Raw genomic sequence first — 15,044 nt, 5'->3', positions numbered from 1 at the left:
TTTTAGACGCCGATCACCCCGCTAACGGGGTCCTTTTTGCACGCCGATCCACAGCTGCCGCTCGATCGCATCCGGGTGCCATTTGCCCATCTCGTTGAGCAGGGTACTCGCCATGGCCCGAAACCCGTGAGATGTCATCTCATCGCTACCATAGCCCAAGCGTCGCAAGGCGACATTGGGTGTATTCTCACACATTGGCCGCACCGAAGTATGGAATGCTGGAAAAAGAAATTCTCCGCTGTTCTTCAGGGTTCGAAGCTTTTGAAGCAGGTCCATTACCTGGCGCGACAACGGGACGACATGGGCTTGGCCCATCTTCATTTTTGCGGCTGGGATACGCCATACAGCAGCGCCGAAATCAATTTCCGCACTCTGCCTTCCGCAACTCTCCGGGGCGCAGAAAGACATGGGGGGCGAGCTGCAACGCGATCCTGGTCTCGATACGGCCGCTGTAGCTATCAATTGCACGCAACAGTTCCCCGACCTTTATCGGATCAAGCACTGCGGCATGATGCTTAACCTTGGGCGCTATCAACGCTCCTCGCAATATATCAGCGGGGTTATGCTGGGCGCGGAGCGTGGAACCGCATAACGAAATATGCGCCCCGAAAAAGCCCTCAGACGGTGTGCGGTCTCGTGATGCCCTTTTCGCTCGAGCCGCTTCAACGCGGCAAGCAATTCGTGAGCTGTAACAGCTGCTACCGGGCGTCGACCAACATAGGGTTCTAAAAGATCGCGAAACCAGCGTGCCTTCTTGAGTATCGCCGGGGATTTTCCCTCCAGTTCCATCTTCCTGATGTATTCGTCAGCTACCACTGTAAAGGTAGTCGCGGCAGCAATTTCGGCTTGCAGCTTCGCCTGGGCTTTAACGGCAACCGGATCGATGCCGCCCAACAGTAACTCGCGCGCTTATTCCAACTTCTCCCGCGCCTCCTTGAGGCCGACGGCAGGATAGTGGCCCAGCGTGATCTTCTTCTCCACGCCATGGCACCGAAACTTAACTCGCCATATCAGCGACCCAGACGGCTGTACGGCGAGATACAGCCCTTTACCGTCAGCTACCTCATAAGCCTTTTCCCGCGGTTTGAGCGCCTTGATCTGCACGACGGTGAGCATTGGGGGCCTCTATCCATAATGACCGTTGCCCCCCAGATTCGAGCCCCCAAATCATCCGGATGAGGACGAATTGGGGTGGACGACGCCGGAAACCCGATGCGTCATTATACCAGTATTTCCCGGGTTTTTCGAGGATTTTCAGCCCCCTAACCGGGGTGATCCTGGTGCCGCTTACAGGACTCGAACCTGTGACCCCCGCATTACGAATGCGATGCTCTACCAACTGAGCTAAAGCGGCGTTGCGGCGGGCAGATAACAGTGGTTGGGCCGAAGGACAAGCGGGCAATTGCATTGTCGGGCGGGTCTTTTTGCTGGCAGCGCGGCGGACGGGGCGTTGATCGCCACCATCTTTACGGCAAATTTACCATCCGGTGCCACTGTCGAGTCCCAAAGAGGTAGAATTTTGCCTGAAATAGGGACCGACCGGATGGACACTCTGCGGGGGCATGACGTCGCCAACGACCAGGACGACTTCGATTATGCCGAGGATGCGGCGATCGACGCACCGTTGACGGTGGTGTCGGACGAGCGACGGATGCAGGTGCGCGCCTATAATTATTGGGCGTCGCTGCTGGGTGACCGCGCACTGCCATCGATCGAGGATCTGTCGCCCGACCAGTTGGAGGATTTCGGCCCGCACAGCGTGTTGCTGGATTTTTCCACCGGCCTCGACAATCCGGCCATCGTCTATCTGGGCACCGCCTTGCGGCAGGAGTGCGAGATTGAAGGCAACATCAGCTACATCAACGATGTACCCGCACGGTCGCTGCTGTCGCGGCTGACCGACCATTATCTCCAGATCGTCGCCAATGCCGCACCGATCGGCTTTGAGGCAGAATTCGTCAACCAGCGCGACGCAGAGATATTGTATCGCGGCATATTGATGCCCTTTTCGTCCGATGACGAGACGATCGATTTCGTGTTCGGCGTGATCAACTGGAAGGAACTGGCGAGCCGCGACGAGCGGCAGGCGCTGGAAATGGAAGTCAGCGCGGCGCTCGCCAACGCCATGCCGGGGCGCAGCGATGCGCCGGTATGGGCCGATGGTCCGGCGGGCGGCGAGACAGTCGATCCCGCGCCCCAGCCCCTGCCCACGCCCGTCGCTTCGTTCGACGAGGAACCGCTGGACCTGTCCGGCATGGAAAGCCCGACCGAGGACGCCCCGCTGGCCGACTGGCTGGCGCTGGCGCGCGATGGCGCGGATCAGGTCCGCACCAGCGAGGCGCGCAGTCATGCCGCGCTCTATCGCGCGATTGGCCTGGCCTATGATTTCGCGCTGGTGGCGCAGGCCCGGCCAGACGACTATGCCGAACTGCTGGCCGATTGCGGCATCAAGGTGCAGGCGCGCAGCCCGATGACCGCGATCATCAAGCTGGTTTTCGGCGCGGCCTATGACAAGACCCGGATCACCGAATATGCGACCGCGCTCGACCATGGCTGGGCATTGGGCCTGGGCGTGGGCATGTTGGCGGACCATCTGTCCAACTATGCCGGTGGACTCAAGGCGCTGGTGCGCGACGAGCGGGCGTTGCGCCGGGCTGAAGCCCCGCCGCGCCCGGACAAGCGCGAGAGCGCGCGCAGCGCTATGAAGGCCGCCGCCGCGATCGATCCGCAGGCACTGGCCACCGATGCGGACGGGCTGGCGATCGTCGTCGCCCGGCGCGAGGCGGACGGGACTGTGGTGCTGGTCGCAGCCCTGCCCGAAGGGTCGGAACTGGCGCAAAGGGTGATCCTGGCCGCTGCACGCTAGGGCCAATCGACATTCAGCCCTGACGGCCTGCAAATGGCGGTTTTCCGAGCTTCCGGTGCTCACCTACTTTTAGTAGGCTGCGCTCCAGGTCACGGAAAACCACCATTTTCGGCACGTCATCATCTGAATGTCGATCGGCCCTAGGTCAGCGCGGCGCTTGACGCGCTGAAATTTCCGCCCGCGGCGCACCACTGTGCCGCTGCCCCGTTCGATTTTGCAGCGCACCAAATATCCGCTTGCGTCGAAACGCGAATCGACGGATAGTCTGTGTCGGCGCGATGACGTGCCTTATGGGTGTTCCTTCCGACGGGGGAACGGGACGCCTCTCATGAAACAGCAAAGCCGCTGTCCAGCTTTTCGCACATGCGAAGGTCTGGCCTGCGGCTTTTTTTCGTTTTGGCGTCGGGCGTTGCGATCAACCCGCCTGCCCCGCCGAACCGCTTTCACCATCATCATATTTTTTCGAAGGGGGCTTCGCCATGGATAACAAGACCGACAAGAACAGCACGCCAAACCGGCGGCAGGTGATTCGCAGCGCAGGCACCGCCGCGCTGTTCACCGCCGTGCATCAGGCCTTTCCAAGCGGCGCTTTTGCCGCTGGCGCCGGGCCAGAGGTGAAGGGGGCCAAGCTCGGCTTCATCGCACTGACCGACTGCGCGCCGCTGATCGTCGCCAAGGAACTGGGCCTATTCGCCAAGCATGGGATGCCCGACGTGGTCGTCGCCAAACAGGCCAGCTGGGGCGCGACCCGCGACAATCTGGTGCTGGGATCGAGCAGTGGCGGCATCGATGGCGCGCATATCCTGAGCCCCATGCCCTATTTCATGTCGCTGGGGATCAATTCCAAGCAGACCGCGATGAGCATCCTGGCGCGGCTGAACGTCAATGGTCAGGGCATTTCGGTGTCGAAGGAGTATCTGGCGGCAAAGGCGGGGCTGAACGCCGCGTCGATGAAGGGCGTGATCGAGCAGCGCAAGGGCGCAGGCAAGAAGATCACCATGGCCATGACCTTTCCGGGTGGCACCCATGACCTGTGGCTGCGCTACTGGCTGGCGGCGGGCGGGATCAACCCCGATGTCGACGTCGACCTGATCACCGTGCCGCCGCCGCAGATGGTCGCGAACATGAAGGCCGACACGATGGACGCATTCTGCGTCGGCGAACCGTGGAACGACCAGCTGGTCGCGCAGCAGCTGGGCTATACCGCGGTATCGACCGGGCAGATGTGGATGAACCATCCCGAAAAATGCTTTGCGATGCGGTCCGACTGGATCGCGCAAAATCCGCGTGCAGCCGTGGCGATCACCGCCGCCGTGCTGGAGGCGCAGCGCTGGGCCGACAATCCGGCCAATATTTCGCGGCTGGCGATGATGGTGTCGGGCCGCGATTATCTGAAATGCCCGGTCAGCGACATTGCCGACCGTTTGCAGGGCAATTTCACCATGGGCGACGGGCGCAAATATCCCAATGCGCCGTTCAAGATGAAATTCTTTAGCGGCTATGCCTCCTTCCCCTACAAGAGCCACGACCTGTGGTTCCTCACGGAAAACCAGCGCTGGGGCAAGCTGCCCGCCAACCTCAACACCAGCGCGATCATCGCCAAGGTCAACCGGGCGGACATCTGGCGCAAGGCCGCGGGCGTGCTGGGCGGCAAGGGTCCGGCCAGCGACAGCCGGGGCGTCGAGAAATTCTTCGACGGCAAGACGTTCGATCCCGCCAATCCCAAAGCCTATCTGGCCAGCCTGAAAATCAAGAAGATCTAGGTGCAGGCGCAAAACCGGAGTGTCATCATGTCCTCTCTTTCCACTCTCAAGGTCGTTCCGTTGAGGCGGGACGACCCACAGGCCGCCGCCGTGGTGGCGACGCCTGCACCGGTCGAGGCGGTTGTCGCGCCGGTCGTGCCACAAGCCGCCCCGATCGCAGGACTGGCGCAGCTCTGGCTGGACCACGGGCGCAGTGTCGCTGCGTCTGTCCTGCCGACGATGTTGATGATCATCACGCTGCTGTTCGTGTGGCAGCTGAGTTGCAGCGCGCCCGACGCCAGCTTCCCCAGCCCGATGAAGGTGTGGGAAGAGAGCCATGAGGTGATCGTCCACCCGTTCAAGGGCGTATCGCTGGACTTCACCGGCCTGCATATCGACGATCAGGGCGATGTCGGTATTGCCGCGCATATCCTGACCAGCCTGTCGCGGGTCATGATCGGCTATGGCATGGCGGCGGTCGCGGGCATCGCGCTGGGCGTGCTGATCGGGCAAAGCCCCTTCGCCTATCGCGCGCTCGATCCGCTGTTTCAGGTATTGCGCACCGTGCCGCCGCTGGCCTGGCTGCCGATCAGCCTGGCGATCTTCCAGAATGCCGGGCCATCGGCGCTGTTCCTGATCTTCATCACCGCGATCTGGCCGATCATCCTGAACACCGCGTCGGGCATTCAGCAAATCCCGCTGGCCTATCGCAACGTTGCCAAGGTGCTGGGGCTGAACCCGGTGGAATATTTCCTGCGCATCATGCTGCCCGCCACCGTGCCGCCGATGTTCACCGGGCTTCGCATCGGCATCGGCATGAGCTGGCTGGCGATCGTGGCGGCCGAAATGGTGCAGGGCGGCACCGGCGTCGGCTTCTTCATCTGGGACAGCTATAACAGCTCGCTCCTGACCGACACGATCGTCGCCTTGCTGTGGATCGGCATGGTCGGCTTCACACTCGACCGCATCGTCGCCGCCATTGGCCGCGTCGTCGCCCGATCGAACTGAAAGGACCGGTTCCATGAAACAGAGAAGCTATCTGGCGATCGAGGATGTCACGGTCGAATTTCCGACCAAACAGGGTCCGTTTTGCGCGCTCCAGTCGATCGACCTGTCGGTCGAACGCGGCGAATTCGTGGCGCTGATCGGCCATTCGGGCTGCGGCAAGTCCACCCTGCTCAATGTCGTGGCGGGACTGGTCAAGCCCAGCCGGGGCGTCTTGTTCCTGGACGGCGACGTCATCAGCGGCCCCGGCCCTGACCGCGCCGTGGTGTTTCAGGACCATTCGCTGCTCCCCTGGTTGACGGTCGAGGAGAATGTCCGGCTCGCTGTCGACAAGACCGCCGGGGACAAGAGCAAGGCGGAGCGGCGCGACTGGGTGCTGCACAATCTGGAACTGGTGCAGATGGCCCATGCCGCGCGCAAGCGGCCGGGCGAATTGTCGGGCGGCATGAAGCAGCGCGTCGGCATTGCCCGCGCCATCGCGATGAAGCCGCGCATCTTGCTGATGGACGAACCCTTCGGCGCGCTCGACGCGCTGACGCGGGCGGCGTTGCAGGACGTGGTGATGGAGTTGCAGGCGACGCTCAACAACACCGTGCTGATGATCACCCATGATGTCGATGAAGCGGTGCTGCTGGCCGATCGCGTCGTCATGATGACCAACGGCCCGGCCGCGCGCATTGGCGAGGATCATGCGGTGGCCATGACCCGTCCGCGCGATCGTCTGAAAGCGCTCGACATGGCCGAATATGCCGCCGCCCGTCATGCGGTGGTGCATTTCCTGCACGAACGCTATCGCAACCCGACGGTCGGCCGCGCGGCCTGATCCATCCGGCATGAAAGGGCGCGGCGATAACCGGCCGCGCCCTTTTGGCCGGAATTGCCGCATATCCCCCCTTGCCACCACCGGCAAAGCGCGCCAATCAGCGGCGCAACGGGGATAAAGAGGATAGCGGGCCAATGAGCTATTATGACGTGTTGATCGTGGGCGCGGGCCATGCGGGGGCGCAAGCGGCGATTTCCCTGCGCCAGTCGGGCTTTGAAGGTTCGGTCGCGATGATCGGCGACGAGAAAGACCCGCCCTATGAGCGTCCGCCACTGTCCAAGGAATATTTCGCGGGCGACAAAAGTTTCGACCGCATCCTGATCCGCCCCGCCACCTTCTGGGGTGAGCGCAATGTCGATATGCTGCTTGGCCGTCGCGTGAAGAGCGTCGATGCGGTCGGCAAATTCGTAACCGCAGGGGACGAGGAAATCGGCTATGGCAAGCTGATCTGGTGTACCGGCGGCAACCCCCGGATGCTGACCTGCAATGGCGCAGACGCCGCCAATGTCCACGCCGTGCGCCGCCGCGAGGATGTCGATGCGATGATGGCGAAGATCGACAGCATCAACCATGTGACCATCATCGGCGGCGGCTATATCGGGCTGGAGGCGGCAGCCGTCCTCTCCAAATTCGGCAAAAAGGTCGTGTTGCTCGAAGCACTCGACCGGGTGCTGGCGCGGGTCGCGGGTGAGGAATTGTCGCGCTTCTACGAAGCAGAGCATCGCGCCCATGGCGTGGACCTGCGCACCGGGGCGCGGATGGATTGCATCGAAGTCACCGATGGCAAGGCGACTGCCGTGCTGATGCAGGATGGCGAGCGGATCGCCACCGACATGGTGATTGTGGGCATCGGCATCATCCCCGAAACCGGCCCGTTGATCGCCGCCGGGGCTGCGGGTGGCAATGGCGTGGACGTGGACGAATATTGCCGCACCAGCCTGCCCGACATCTATGCCGTGGGCGATTGCGCCGCGCATGCCAACCGTTTTGCCGGTGGCGCGCAGATGCGGGTGGAATCGGTGCAGAACGCCAATGACCAGGCCAAGACCGCCGTGGCGCATATCATGGGCAAGGAAGAGGCCTATGATGCGGTGCCATGGTTCTGGTCGAACCAATATGATCTGAAGCTCCAGACCGTCGGTCTTTCGACCGGCTATGATCAGGCGATCCTGCGCGGCGACCCGGCGGCGCGCAGCTTTTCGGTGGTCTATCTGAAGGGCGGCAAGGTCATCGCGCTCGATTGCGTCAATATGGTCAAGGACTATGTCCAGGGCCGCGCCCATGTGCTGGCGGGCGCCGCGCTGGATCAGGCGCAGCTGGCGGATGCCAGTGTGCCTTTGAAGGAAGTCGGGCTGGCTTAATCCTCCCCTGCAAGGGGAGGTGGCTGGCTGCAGGCCAGATGGAGGGGGATATGCCACAAGCGCAGCGCTGGTGGCATATCCCCCTCCACCATCGGCTACGCCGACGGTCCCCCTCCCCTTGCAGGGGAGGAATACCCCTACCCCCGAAAACTGGCCTTCATCGCCAGTTCCCACGGGCCACCGCGATAATGCCAGGCGGCCAGCCCTGCTATGACGAACGGGCGGGGCTGAAAATCCGCCCGCAAAGTTTCCGCCAGCGCCTTGGCCTCCGCGGGCTTCACCTTGTTCTGCACCGTGACATGCAGGCGTGGCCGGGCTTGATCCTGCGGCGTTAAAAGCCCGGTAAAGGCATCGGCCAGTTCATCGCGCATCGCTGCCAGTTCCGGGCTGTCGATCCGGTAGGCGACCCCCTGCCCCAGCAGCATGACGTCGCTCAACCGCGCTGCCGGCGCACGGCCCCGGCACAGCGCCTTGATCCGGTCCCCCACCTCTCCCAGCGCAGAGGGCGGCAGGTGGTGGAACAGGGTGATGTGCGCGGACAGCATATTACGCTCCGGCGGGAAATGCGCGCGGCGCAGTCCATCCGCCCAGGCAAAGTCCGCCGCGCCCATCAAGGCGCTGACGATAATCGGGGCGCTCACCCGGCAGGATGCGCCTTCAGCCATTCCAGCACGGGTTCTGGCATCGATTCGCCATAGGGATCTTCATCTTCGCCAATATCGTTGATCCCCGGTTCCTCGAACCAGCCGACAATCTTGCCGTCGTCCACGACCATCGCATAGCGCCAGCTGCGGTCGCCAAAGCCCAGGTGATTTTTCTTGATCAGCATCCCCATGCGACGGGTAAAATCGCCCGACCCGTCCGGCAGCAGCTTGACCTTCTGCAACCCCAGTTGCTTGCCCCACTGAAACATGACGAAGGCGTCGTTGACCGACACGCAATAGACATCGTCCACGCCCAACGCCTTGAAATCATCATAAGTGCGCTCATACGCCGGGCATTGTTCGGTCGAACAGGTCGGGGTGAAAGCGCCGGGCAGCGAAAACACCACCACCCGCTTGCCCGCGAACAGATCGCCCGTCTGCACATCCTGCCAGCGAAACGGGTTCGGCCCCTCTACGCTCTCGTCGCGCACGCGCGTTTTGAGGATCACATTTGGTACGGATCGTCCCAGCATGGCTCATATCCCTTGTTCGTCTCGCCGCTTCCGCGCGGCCTGCAACAGGTATATGATCGGTCAACGGCGGCCCTGCAACGGGACACGTCATAAAGGGAGGGGATTGGATCATGAATACACCACGATATTTCACCATCATCGCCATCATCCTGCTGCTGTGGAACCTGATGGGGCTGGCCGCCTTCGTCATGCAATATACAGCCGATCTGACGGAGTTGGCCAAGACCGATCCGACGACGGCGCAGGCCTTTGCCGCCATGCCGACATGGGTATGGATCGCCTATGCCATTGCTGTTGGCGCAGGGACGCTGGGGGCGATCGCGCTGCTGATGAAGAAGGCCGCCGCCGCCAGCCTGTTTCTGATGTCCCTCGTCGCGGTCATCGTGCAGTTCGGTTATACCTTCCTTGGCACCGATCTGCTGGCGGTGAAGGGACCGTCGGTGTTCGCTTTCCCCGCCTTCATCGCGGTGATGGCCATCGTCCAGCTGCTCTACGCCCGCAATCTGGTGGGTAAGGGCGTGCTGAGTTAATCCACACGCCAGCGCGTGGAGCCGGAGGGAAAGGAACTGGATCATGCCGACACCGCGTTCTTTTTGGACCGTTGGTCTCGCCGCGCTGGCGTGGAACCTGCTGGGCGACATGTCCTTTGCCGCGCAATATGCGATGGACATGGACGAACTGGCCAGAACCTCGCCCGATATGGCGCGGGTCTATGGCCAGATGCCCGGCTGGGTGTGGCTGGTGTTCGCGGTCGCCGTGGGTGCCGGGACGCTGGGGGCGGTGTTGCTGCTGTTGAAGAAAGCGCTGGCGGTGCCGGTCTATGCGCTGTCGCTGGCGGCGATCATCCTGCTGTTCGCACAGAATTTCCTGGCGACCGACATGCTGGCGGTGGAGGGATGGGACGCAGTGCTGGTGCCTGCGCTGATCTTTGTCGCTGGGGTTGCGCAACTGCTCTATGCGCAAGCGATGAAGGCCAGAGGGCTGCTAGCCTAAAAAACCGACGTCATCCCGGACTTGATCCGGGATCCAGAGCAGCCCGCACTGCCCTATGACGCTCTGGATCCTGACGTTCGTCAGGATGACGGCGGCTTTATAGCTCACCCCTTGATCGCCTGATCTCGAACCATTTGCGCACATTTTCATTATGCTGCTGGTAGGTGTCGGCGAAGATATGCCCGCCCTTGCCGTCCGCGACGAAATAGAGCGCCTTGGTCTGGGCCGGGTGCAACACGGCGGCGATCGACAGGCGGCCCGGATTAGCGATCGGCCCCTTGGGCAGACCGACCATCGCATAGGTGTTATAGTCGTTGACCGCCGCGATTTCCGATTTGCGGATGCGGCGGCCCAGCGGCTTGCCGCGCGTGATCGGGTAGATGATCGTGGGATCGGCCTGGAGCATCATGTTGGTGCGCAGCCGGTTGCTATAGACGCCCGCGACCATCTGCCGTTCGGATGGCAGCGCCGTTTCCTTTTCGACGATGCTGGCCAGGATGATCGCCTCTCGCGGGCTTTTGGCGACCGTGTTGGGCGCGCGTTCGGCCCATAGCTTGGCCAGTTCCTTGTCCATCGCCGCCTGCATCCGCGCCAGCACCGCCGCGCGGCGCTCGCCCTTGTCGAAGGCATAGCTGTCGGGCAGCACGCTGCCTTCCTCCGGCACCTTGATGTCGCCGGTCAGCTGATCGTTGGCCATCAGCCGCTCATGCACCAGGATCGACGGCATCCCTTCGGGAATGGTGATCAGGCGGGTAAGCGTCTTGCCGCCTTGCAGGATCGACAGAATATCGCTGTTGCTGGCACCGGCGGGAATGACGAACTCGCCCGCCTTGATCGACGTGCCGCCGCCAAATATCTTCGCCCGCGTCAGGAAAGCGTCGGCGGACAGCACCGCACCCGACCGCTTGAGCAGCACCGCGGCATCCGACAGCGTCGCCCCGTCCGGCACGACGATGCTGATATCCTGCTTCGCCGGGCCTTGCTCGGTCCAGCCTGCCACGAAGCGAAAAGCGATGAAGGCCGCAACGGCCAGGCCGACAGCCAAGATGATACAGCCGAATTTTTGCATGGGATTTGCGCCGGATCGTCTCGCCATCATCACAACTGCCCGACCAGAGAAATGCTATATGCAATCCTCCCCTTCAAGGGGAGGTGGATGGCCGAAGGCCAGACGGAGGGGTGTCCCGCTATCGTGAGGGCGACACCCCTCCGTCAGCACTTCGTGCTGCCACCTCCCCTTGCAGGGGAGGATTTTACTTCTTCAAAGCGCCTTCATGATCAGCGAGGCGTTGGTGCCGCCAAAGCCGAACGAGTTGTTCAGCACCGCGCGCACCTTGCGCTGCTTGGCGACATGGGGGACCAAGTCGACGCCCTTGCAGCTTTCGCTCGGCTCATCCAGGTTCAGCGTCGGCGGCACGATGCTGTCACGCATGGCCAGGATGCAGAAGATGCTTTCCACCGCGCCCGCGCCACCCAGCAAATGGCCGATCGCCGACTTGGTCGAACTCATCGACATGGCGCTGATCTGGTCGCCGAACAGGCGACGGACCGCGCCCAGCTCCAGCTCGTCGCCCAGCGGGGTCGATGTGCCATGGGCGTTCACATAGTCGATATCTTCAAGGCTGAGGCCCGATTTCTTGAGCGCCATCGCCATCGAGCGGAACGCGCCGGAGCCTTCGGGATGCGGGGCGGTGACGTGATAGGCGTCGCCCGACAGGCCGTAACCCAGAACTTCGGCATAGATTTTCGCGCCGCGCGCCTTGGCCCGCTCATATTCTTCCAGCACGACCACACCTGCGCCCTCGCCCATGACGAAACCGTCGCGGTTGACGTCATAGGGGCGGCTGGCGCGGGTCGGATCGTCGTTGAAGCCGGTGCTGAGCGCGCGCGCCTGCGAGAAGCCGGCAATGCCGATCGGGCAGATCGCGCTTTCCGCGCCGCCTGCCAGCATGACGTCGGCATCGTCCATCGCGATCATCCGCGCCGCGTCGCCGATCGAATGGGCGCCGGTCGAGCAGGCGGTGACGACGGCATGGTTAGGACCCATCAGGCCATATTTGATGCTGACCTGACCGGAAATCAGGTTGATCAGGCGGCCATGGACGAAGTGCGGGCTGACCCGGCTTGGTCCCTTGGTCGCCAGCACCAGCGATTCGCTTTCGATGCCCGGCAGGCCGCCAATACCCGACCCGATCGAGCAACCGGCGCGCAGCCGTTCTTCCTCGCTCATGTTGAGCAGGCCCGCATCCTTGAGCGCTTCGCTCGCCGCCGCGATTCCGAACACGATGAACAGGTCGACCTGGCGCTGGACCTTGTGATCCACCTCCAGATTGGCGTCGAAGCCATACTCATGATCCTTGGGCTTCACTTCGCACGCGATGCGGCACTTATAGTCGGTGGGGTCGAACCGGGTGATCGTCGCCGCGCCGGATTTGGACGCAATGATGTTCTTCCAGGTGGTTTCGACATCTCCGCCCAGCGGGGTCACCATGCCAAGACCGGTTACGACGACACGACGCATATGCTAGCTCCGAAATTCCTTGTTGGCGCCTGGCCGTTCCCTTAGCCGCTTGTGCGACAGTTGTGAACGGCGCGCCAGATACGAAAAGGCTCCCCACACCCCGGAATCACCGGACAGGAGGAGCCGTTTCTCTCAACGCATTACCGGCCCGCCGCCCATGGGGCAGGCCGCAATACGCCTTACTGCTTGCTGTCGATATAGTCGATCGCATCCTTGACGGTGCCGATCTTCTCAGCCGCATCGTCAGGGATTTCGACGCCGAATTCTTCCTCGAACGCCATCACCAGCTCAACGATGTCGAGGCTGTCAGCGCCCAGATCGTCGATGAAGCTGGCATCCTCGGTCACCTTTTCGGCTTCAACGCCCAGATGCTCGACGACGATTTTCTTTACGCGATCCGCGGTCTCACTCATGAGTGGTCCTTCTTGACTGGTATCGTTGGTGGGTCTGAATAACTGTTAAGGCAGCCCTAGTGCCAAGCGCCGATACAGGCAAGAGGCAAGGCCGCCAAGCCCCCACATTCGCGCCAGGCAATGATTCCGCAACAAAATAGCGCCAATCGGGGCATGGCAACGCTTCATTTACCAAAATTTCAGCGGCTTGTGCGAGGGATTAGGGCATGATCATGCCGCCAGCCACCGACCGCTTCATTACCCGTGCGCGCGTCCGGCTGACCGCGATGCTGGTTCTGGCGGCGACGATCATCGGCCTTTGCACGCTATTTGCCACCGCCCATGGTACGGTGGATTCGCTGGGGCGACCGCTCGGCACCGATTTTTCCAACGTCTGGACCGCAGGACACATGGCCGATCAGGGCCGTGCGCCCGAAGCATGGGACTGGCCGACCCAGCACGCGGTGCAAAAACAGGTCCATCATAATGACGCCATCCCTTTCTACGGCTGGCATTATCCCCCGCCCTTCCTGATCATCGCCACGCTGCTGGCGCAGTTTCCCTATGTCGTGGCGCTGCTGATCTGGCAGGGGCTGAGCCTGACTTTATGCCTGACGCTGGTGTGGCGCATCCTGCCCGATGATAGCGACGCGATGCTGGTGGCGCTGGGCGCGCCAGTAGTGCTGGTGTGCCTGGGCCATGGCCAGAACGCCTTTCTGACCGCCAGCCTGCTGGGCGCGGGGATGCTGCTGCTGGACCGGCGGCCATGGGTCGCGGGGATGCTGCTAGGCGCTCTGGTCTATAAGCCGCAATTTGCCGTGCTGATCCCGGTGCTGATCCTGGCGCGGGGCAATATGCGCGCTTTCCTGTCGGCGGGGCTGACCGTGACGGCGCTGTGCCTGCTGACGCTCGTGATCTGGGGCTGGCCGGTGTGGCAGGCCTTCATCGAGTCCCTGCCGCTGACCCGCCATATCATCATAGAGGCGGGCGCGACGGGGTGGGAAAAGATTCAAAGCCCCTTCGCCGCCATCCGCCAATGGGGTGGCTCGATTCCCGCCGCCTATGCAGTACAGGCGATCGTTTCTGCCCTCGCCATCGCAGCGGCAGCGCTGGTGGCACGGCGCGGGTCGATGGCGGTGCGCGGCGCGGCGGCCCTGAGCGCGGCTCTGCTCTGCACGCCCTATGTGCTGGACTATGATTTCGTCCTGCTGGGCGTCGCCATCGCTTTCATCGCCGCAGACATGGCGGCACGCGGCACGCTGCGCTGGGAGCGGACATGGCTGGCCTATGCGTGGATCGCACCGCTGTTTGGCCGGGCCGTATCGGAATGGACGCTGATCCCGGTCGACCTGATCGCCGCCATCGCCGTGCTGGCGCTGGCGACCCGGCGCGCCATCCTGCTGGACGGCGCGTTCGCTGGCGTCAAATCATGGCCATTCCGCCGTTCACGTGAAGAGTTTGTCCATTAACGTAGCCCGCCTCACGGCTAGCCAGATAGACGACCGCCGCGCCGATATCATCGCCATCGCCCAGATCGCCTGCCGGGATTTTCTGGAGGATCGCGCCCTTTTGCGCGTCATTGAGCGCGTCGGTCATCGCTGAGCGGATGAAGCCGGGCGCGACGCAATTGACGGTGATGCCACGGCTGGCGAGTTCCTGGCCCAGCGACTTGGACATGCCGATAATGCCCGCCTTCGACGCGCAATAGTTGGACTGGCCCGGATTACCGGTGACGCCGACCACCGACGTGATCGAGATGATGCGGCCAAAGCGCGCCTTCATCATCGGCTTGGCCGCCGCGCGGCACAGGCGGAACGCCGCCTCCAGATTGATCGCGATCACGCTCGACCATTCCTCATCCTTCATCCGCAGGATGAGGTTATCGCGGGTGACACCGGCATTGTTGACCAGGATGTCGATCTTCCCCAGCGCTTCCACCGCCTGCGGCACCAGCGCATCGACCGATGCCGGATCGCTCAGGTTACAGACGATCGTCTTATGATCCCCGCCCAGTTCCGCCGCAAACGCCTTGAGCTTATCCTCATTGCTGCCCGAAAGCGCGAGCCTCGCCCCCTGCGCCGCCAGCGCCTTGGCAATGGAAGAGCCAATCCCCCCCGAAGCGCCAGTCACCAGCGCGTTCATGCCTGTCAGATCAAACATCCCA

17 protein-coding genes and 1 tRNA gene are annotated in these 15,044 nt (G+C 62.6%); 8 read left to right on the top strand and 10 right to left on the bottom strand.

Annotation, left to right across the window (positions count from 1 at the left end):
• Window positions 1-21: 21 nt before the first annotated feature.
• The 4 genes from ACODR8_RS13215 to ACODR8_RS13200 all read right to left on the bottom strand — a co-directional run bounded on the left by ACODR8_RS13215 (window position 22) and on the right by ACODR8_RS13200 (window position 1,354).
• Window positions 22-408: a tyrosine-type recombinase/integrase gene (locus ACODR8_RS13215; protein ID WP_489007670.1), complete on the bottom strand. Its 387-nt coding sequence runs from the start codon at window positions 406-408 to the stop codon at window positions 22-24.
• Between the two features lie 123 nt (window positions 409-531).
• Entirely contained in the window at window positions 532-894 is a 363-nt protein-coding gene (locus ACODR8_RS13210) for a phage integrase central domain-containing protein (RefSeq protein ID WP_489007669.1), read from the bottom strand.
• 15 nt (window positions 895-909) lie between these two features.
• Window positions 910-1,116: an Arm DNA-binding domain-containing protein gene (locus ACODR8_RS13205; RefSeq protein WP_489007668.1), complete on the bottom strand. Its 207-nt coding sequence runs from the start codon at window positions 1,114-1,116 to the stop codon at window positions 910-912.
• A 162-nt stretch (window positions 1,117-1,278) separates the two neighbouring features.
• Window positions 1,279-1,354 (bottom strand) — tRNA-Thr (locus ACODR8_RS13200).
• A gap of 189 nt (window positions 1,355-1,543) precedes the next feature.
• Between ACODR8_RS13200 and ACODR8_RS13195 the strand changes: the two genes are divergently transcribed.
• The 5 genes from ACODR8_RS13195 (at window position 1,544) to ACODR8_RS13175 (ending at window position 7,797) form a co-directional block, all read left to right on the top strand.
• Window positions 1,544-2,866, top strand: a complete 1,323-nt coding sequence (locus tag ACODR8_RS13195; RefSeq protein ID WP_489007667.1) for a PAS domain-containing protein — start codon at window positions 1,544-1,546, stop codon at window positions 2,864-2,866.
• Between the two features lie 479 nt (window positions 2,867-3,345).
• Window positions 3,346-4,629 carry a CmpA/NrtA family ABC transporter substrate-binding protein gene (locus ACODR8_RS13190; protein WP_489007666.1) on the top strand — a complete coding sequence of 428 codons (1,284 nt, stop codon included), beginning with the start codon at window positions 3,346-3,348 and terminating at the stop codon, window positions 4,627-4,629.
• Between the two features lie 27 nt (window positions 4,630-4,656).
• Complete coding sequence (ntrB, locus tag ACODR8_RS13185; protein ID WP_489007665.1) at window positions 4,657-5,616, top strand: nitrate ABC transporter permease; 960 nt, start codon at window positions 4,657-4,659, stop codon at window positions 5,614-5,616.
• A 13-nt stretch (window positions 5,617-5,629) separates the two neighbouring features.
• The gene (locus ACODR8_RS13180) at window positions 5,630-6,436 is read left to right on the top strand and encodes an ABC transporter ATP-binding protein (protein WP_489007664.1); all 807 of its coding nucleotides are present in this window, start codon (window positions 5,630-5,632) and stop codon (window positions 6,434-6,436) included.
• A gap of 134 nt (window positions 6,437-6,570) precedes the next feature.
• Entirely contained in the window at window positions 6,571-7,797 is a 1,227-nt protein-coding gene (locus ACODR8_RS13175) for an NAD(P)/FAD-dependent oxidoreductase (RefSeq protein ID WP_489007663.1), read from the top strand.
• 137 nt (window positions 7,798-7,934) lie between these two features.
• Here the strand turns inward: ACODR8_RS13175 and ACODR8_RS13170 are convergent, their stop codons facing one another.
• Together ACODR8_RS13170 and ACODR8_RS13165 are read right to left on the bottom strand one after the other, a co-directional pair.
• Window positions 7,935-8,438 (bottom strand): 2'-5' RNA ligase family protein, encoded by a 504-nt coding sequence (locus tag ACODR8_RS13170; RefSeq protein ID WP_489007662.1) that lies wholly within the window; start codon window positions 8,436-8,438, stop codon window positions 7,935-7,937.
• Window positions 8,435-8,974 carry a peroxiredoxin gene (locus ACODR8_RS13165; protein ID WP_489007661.1) on the bottom strand — a complete coding sequence of 180 codons (540 nt, stop codon included), beginning with the start codon at window positions 8,972-8,974 and terminating at the stop codon, window positions 8,435-8,437. The genes ACODR8_RS13170 and ACODR8_RS13165 overlap by 4 nt, the downstream gene beginning before the upstream one ends.
• Before the next feature lie 110 nt (window positions 8,975-9,084).
• Here ACODR8_RS13165 and ACODR8_RS13160 point away from each other — a divergent pair, with 110 nt between their 5' ends.
• Together ACODR8_RS13160 and ACODR8_RS13155 are read left to right on the top strand one after the other, a co-directional pair.
• Entirely contained in the window at window positions 9,085-9,504 is a 420-nt protein-coding gene (locus ACODR8_RS13160) for a sugar transporter (RefSeq protein ID WP_489007660.1), read from the top strand.
• 43 nt (window positions 9,505-9,547) lie between these two features.
• The gene (locus ACODR8_RS13155; protein ID WP_489007659.1) at window positions 9,548-9,967 is read left to right on the top strand and encodes a sugar transporter; all 420 of its coding nucleotides are present in this window, start codon (window positions 9,548-9,550) and stop codon (window positions 9,965-9,967) included.
• A 97-nt stretch (window positions 9,968-10,064) separates the two neighbouring features.
• Here ACODR8_RS13155 and mltG read toward each other — a convergent pair whose 3' ends face one another.
• From mltG to ACODR8_RS13140, 3 genes are all read right to left on the bottom strand, one after another.
• The gene (gene mltG, locus ACODR8_RS13150) at window positions 10,065-11,036 is read right to left on the bottom strand and encodes an endolytic transglycosylase MltG (protein WP_489007658.1); all 972 of its coding nucleotides are present in this window, start codon (window positions 11,034-11,036) and stop codon (window positions 10,065-10,067) included.
• 192 nt (window positions 11,037-11,228) lie between these two features.
• Window positions 11,229-12,488, bottom strand: a complete 1,260-nt coding sequence (gene fabF, locus ACODR8_RS13145) for a beta-ketoacyl-ACP synthase II (RefSeq protein ID WP_489007657.1) — start codon at window positions 12,486-12,488, stop codon at window positions 11,229-11,231.
• Between the two features lie 179 nt (window positions 12,489-12,667).
• Entirely contained in the window at window positions 12,668-12,901 is a 234-nt protein-coding gene (locus ACODR8_RS13140; RefSeq protein ID WP_006950224.1) for an acyl carrier protein, read from the bottom strand.
• Between the two features lie 206 nt (window positions 12,902-13,107).
• Between ACODR8_RS13140 and ACODR8_RS13135 the strand changes: the two genes are divergently transcribed.
• Window positions 13,108-14,349 (top strand): glycosyltransferase family 87 protein, encoded by a 1,242-nt coding sequence (locus tag ACODR8_RS13135; protein WP_489007656.1) that lies wholly within the window; start codon window positions 13,108-13,110, stop codon window positions 14,347-14,349.
• Here the strand turns inward: ACODR8_RS13135 and fabG are convergent.
• On the bottom strand, window positions 14,303-15,040 hold the full coding sequence (gene fabG / locus ACODR8_RS13130) for a 3-oxoacyl-[acyl-carrier-protein] reductase (protein WP_489007655.1): 738 nt from the start codon (window positions 15,038-15,040) through the stop codon (window positions 14,303-14,305). The two genes, ACODR8_RS13135 and fabG, sit on opposite strands and share 47 nt — an antisense overlap.
• Window positions 15,041-15,044 lie beyond the last annotated feature (4 nt).

Source organism: Sphingobium sp. FG58, from assembly GCF_057809055.1.
Note: the sequence above shows the minus strand (reverse complement) of the source record. Positions and strands in the feature narration are given on the sequence as shown.

What these genes read in the sequence shown, in the direction of transcription:
- fabF (WP_489007657.1), bottom strand. Translation starts at nt 12,488, where the DNA reads ATGCGTCGTGTCGTCGTAACCGGTCTTGGCATGGTGACCCCGCTGGGC.
- ACODR8_RS13135 (WP_489007656.1), top strand. Translation starts at nt 13,108, where the DNA reads ATGATCATGCCGCCAGCCACCGACCGCTTCATTACCCGTGCGCGCGTC.
- ACODR8_RS13190 (WP_489007666.1), top strand. Translation starts at nt 3,346, where the DNA reads ATGGATAACAAGACCGACAAGAACAGCACGCCAAACCGGCGGCAGGTG.
- ACODR8_RS13160 (WP_489007660.1), top strand. Translation starts at nt 9,085, where the DNA reads ATGAATACACCACGATATTTCACCATCATCGCCATCATCCTGCTGCTG.
- ACODR8_RS13175 (WP_489007663.1), top strand. Translation starts at nt 6,571, where the DNA reads ATGAGCTATTATGACGTGTTGATCGTGGGCGCGGGCCATGCGGGGGCG.
- ACODR8_RS13205 (WP_489007668.1), bottom strand. Translation starts at nt 1,116, where the DNA reads ATGCTCACCGTCGTGCAGATCAAGGCGCTCAAACCGCGGGAAAAGGCT.
- fabG (WP_489007655.1), bottom strand. Translation starts at nt 15,040, where the DNA reads ATGTTTGATCTGACAGGCATGAACGCGCTGGTGACTGGCGCTTCGGGG.
- ACODR8_RS13155 (WP_489007659.1), top strand. Translation starts at nt 9,548, where the DNA reads ATGCCGACACCGCGTTCTTTTTGGACCGTTGGTCTCGCCGCGCTGGCG.
- ACODR8_RS13215 (WP_489007670.1), bottom strand. Translation starts at nt 408, where the DNA reads ATGTCTTTCTGCGCCCCGGAGAGTTGCGGAAGGCAGAGTGCGGAAATT.
- ACODR8_RS13140 (WP_006950224.1), bottom strand. Translation starts at nt 12,901, where the DNA reads ATGAGTGAGACCGCGGATCGCGTAAAGAAAATCGTCGTCGAGCATCTG.
- ntrB (WP_489007665.1), top strand. Translation starts at nt 4,657, where the DNA reads ATGTCCTCTCTTTCCACTCTCAAGGTCGTTCCGTTGAGGCGGGACGAC.
- ACODR8_RS13180 (WP_489007664.1), top strand. Translation starts at nt 5,630, where the DNA reads ATGAAACAGAGAAGCTATCTGGCGATCGAGGATGTCACGGTCGAATTT.
- ACODR8_RS13165 (WP_489007661.1), bottom strand. Translation starts at nt 8,974, where the DNA reads ATGCTGGGACGATCCGTACCAAATGTGATCCTCAAAACGCGCGTGCGC.
- ACODR8_RS13195 (WP_489007667.1), top strand. Translation starts at nt 1,544, where the DNA reads ATGGACACTCTGCGGGGGCATGACGTCGCCAACGACCAGGACGACTTC.
- mltG (WP_489007658.1), bottom strand. Translation starts at nt 11,036, where the DNA reads ATGCAAAAATTCGGCTGTATCATCTTGGCTGTCGGCCTGGCCGTTGCG.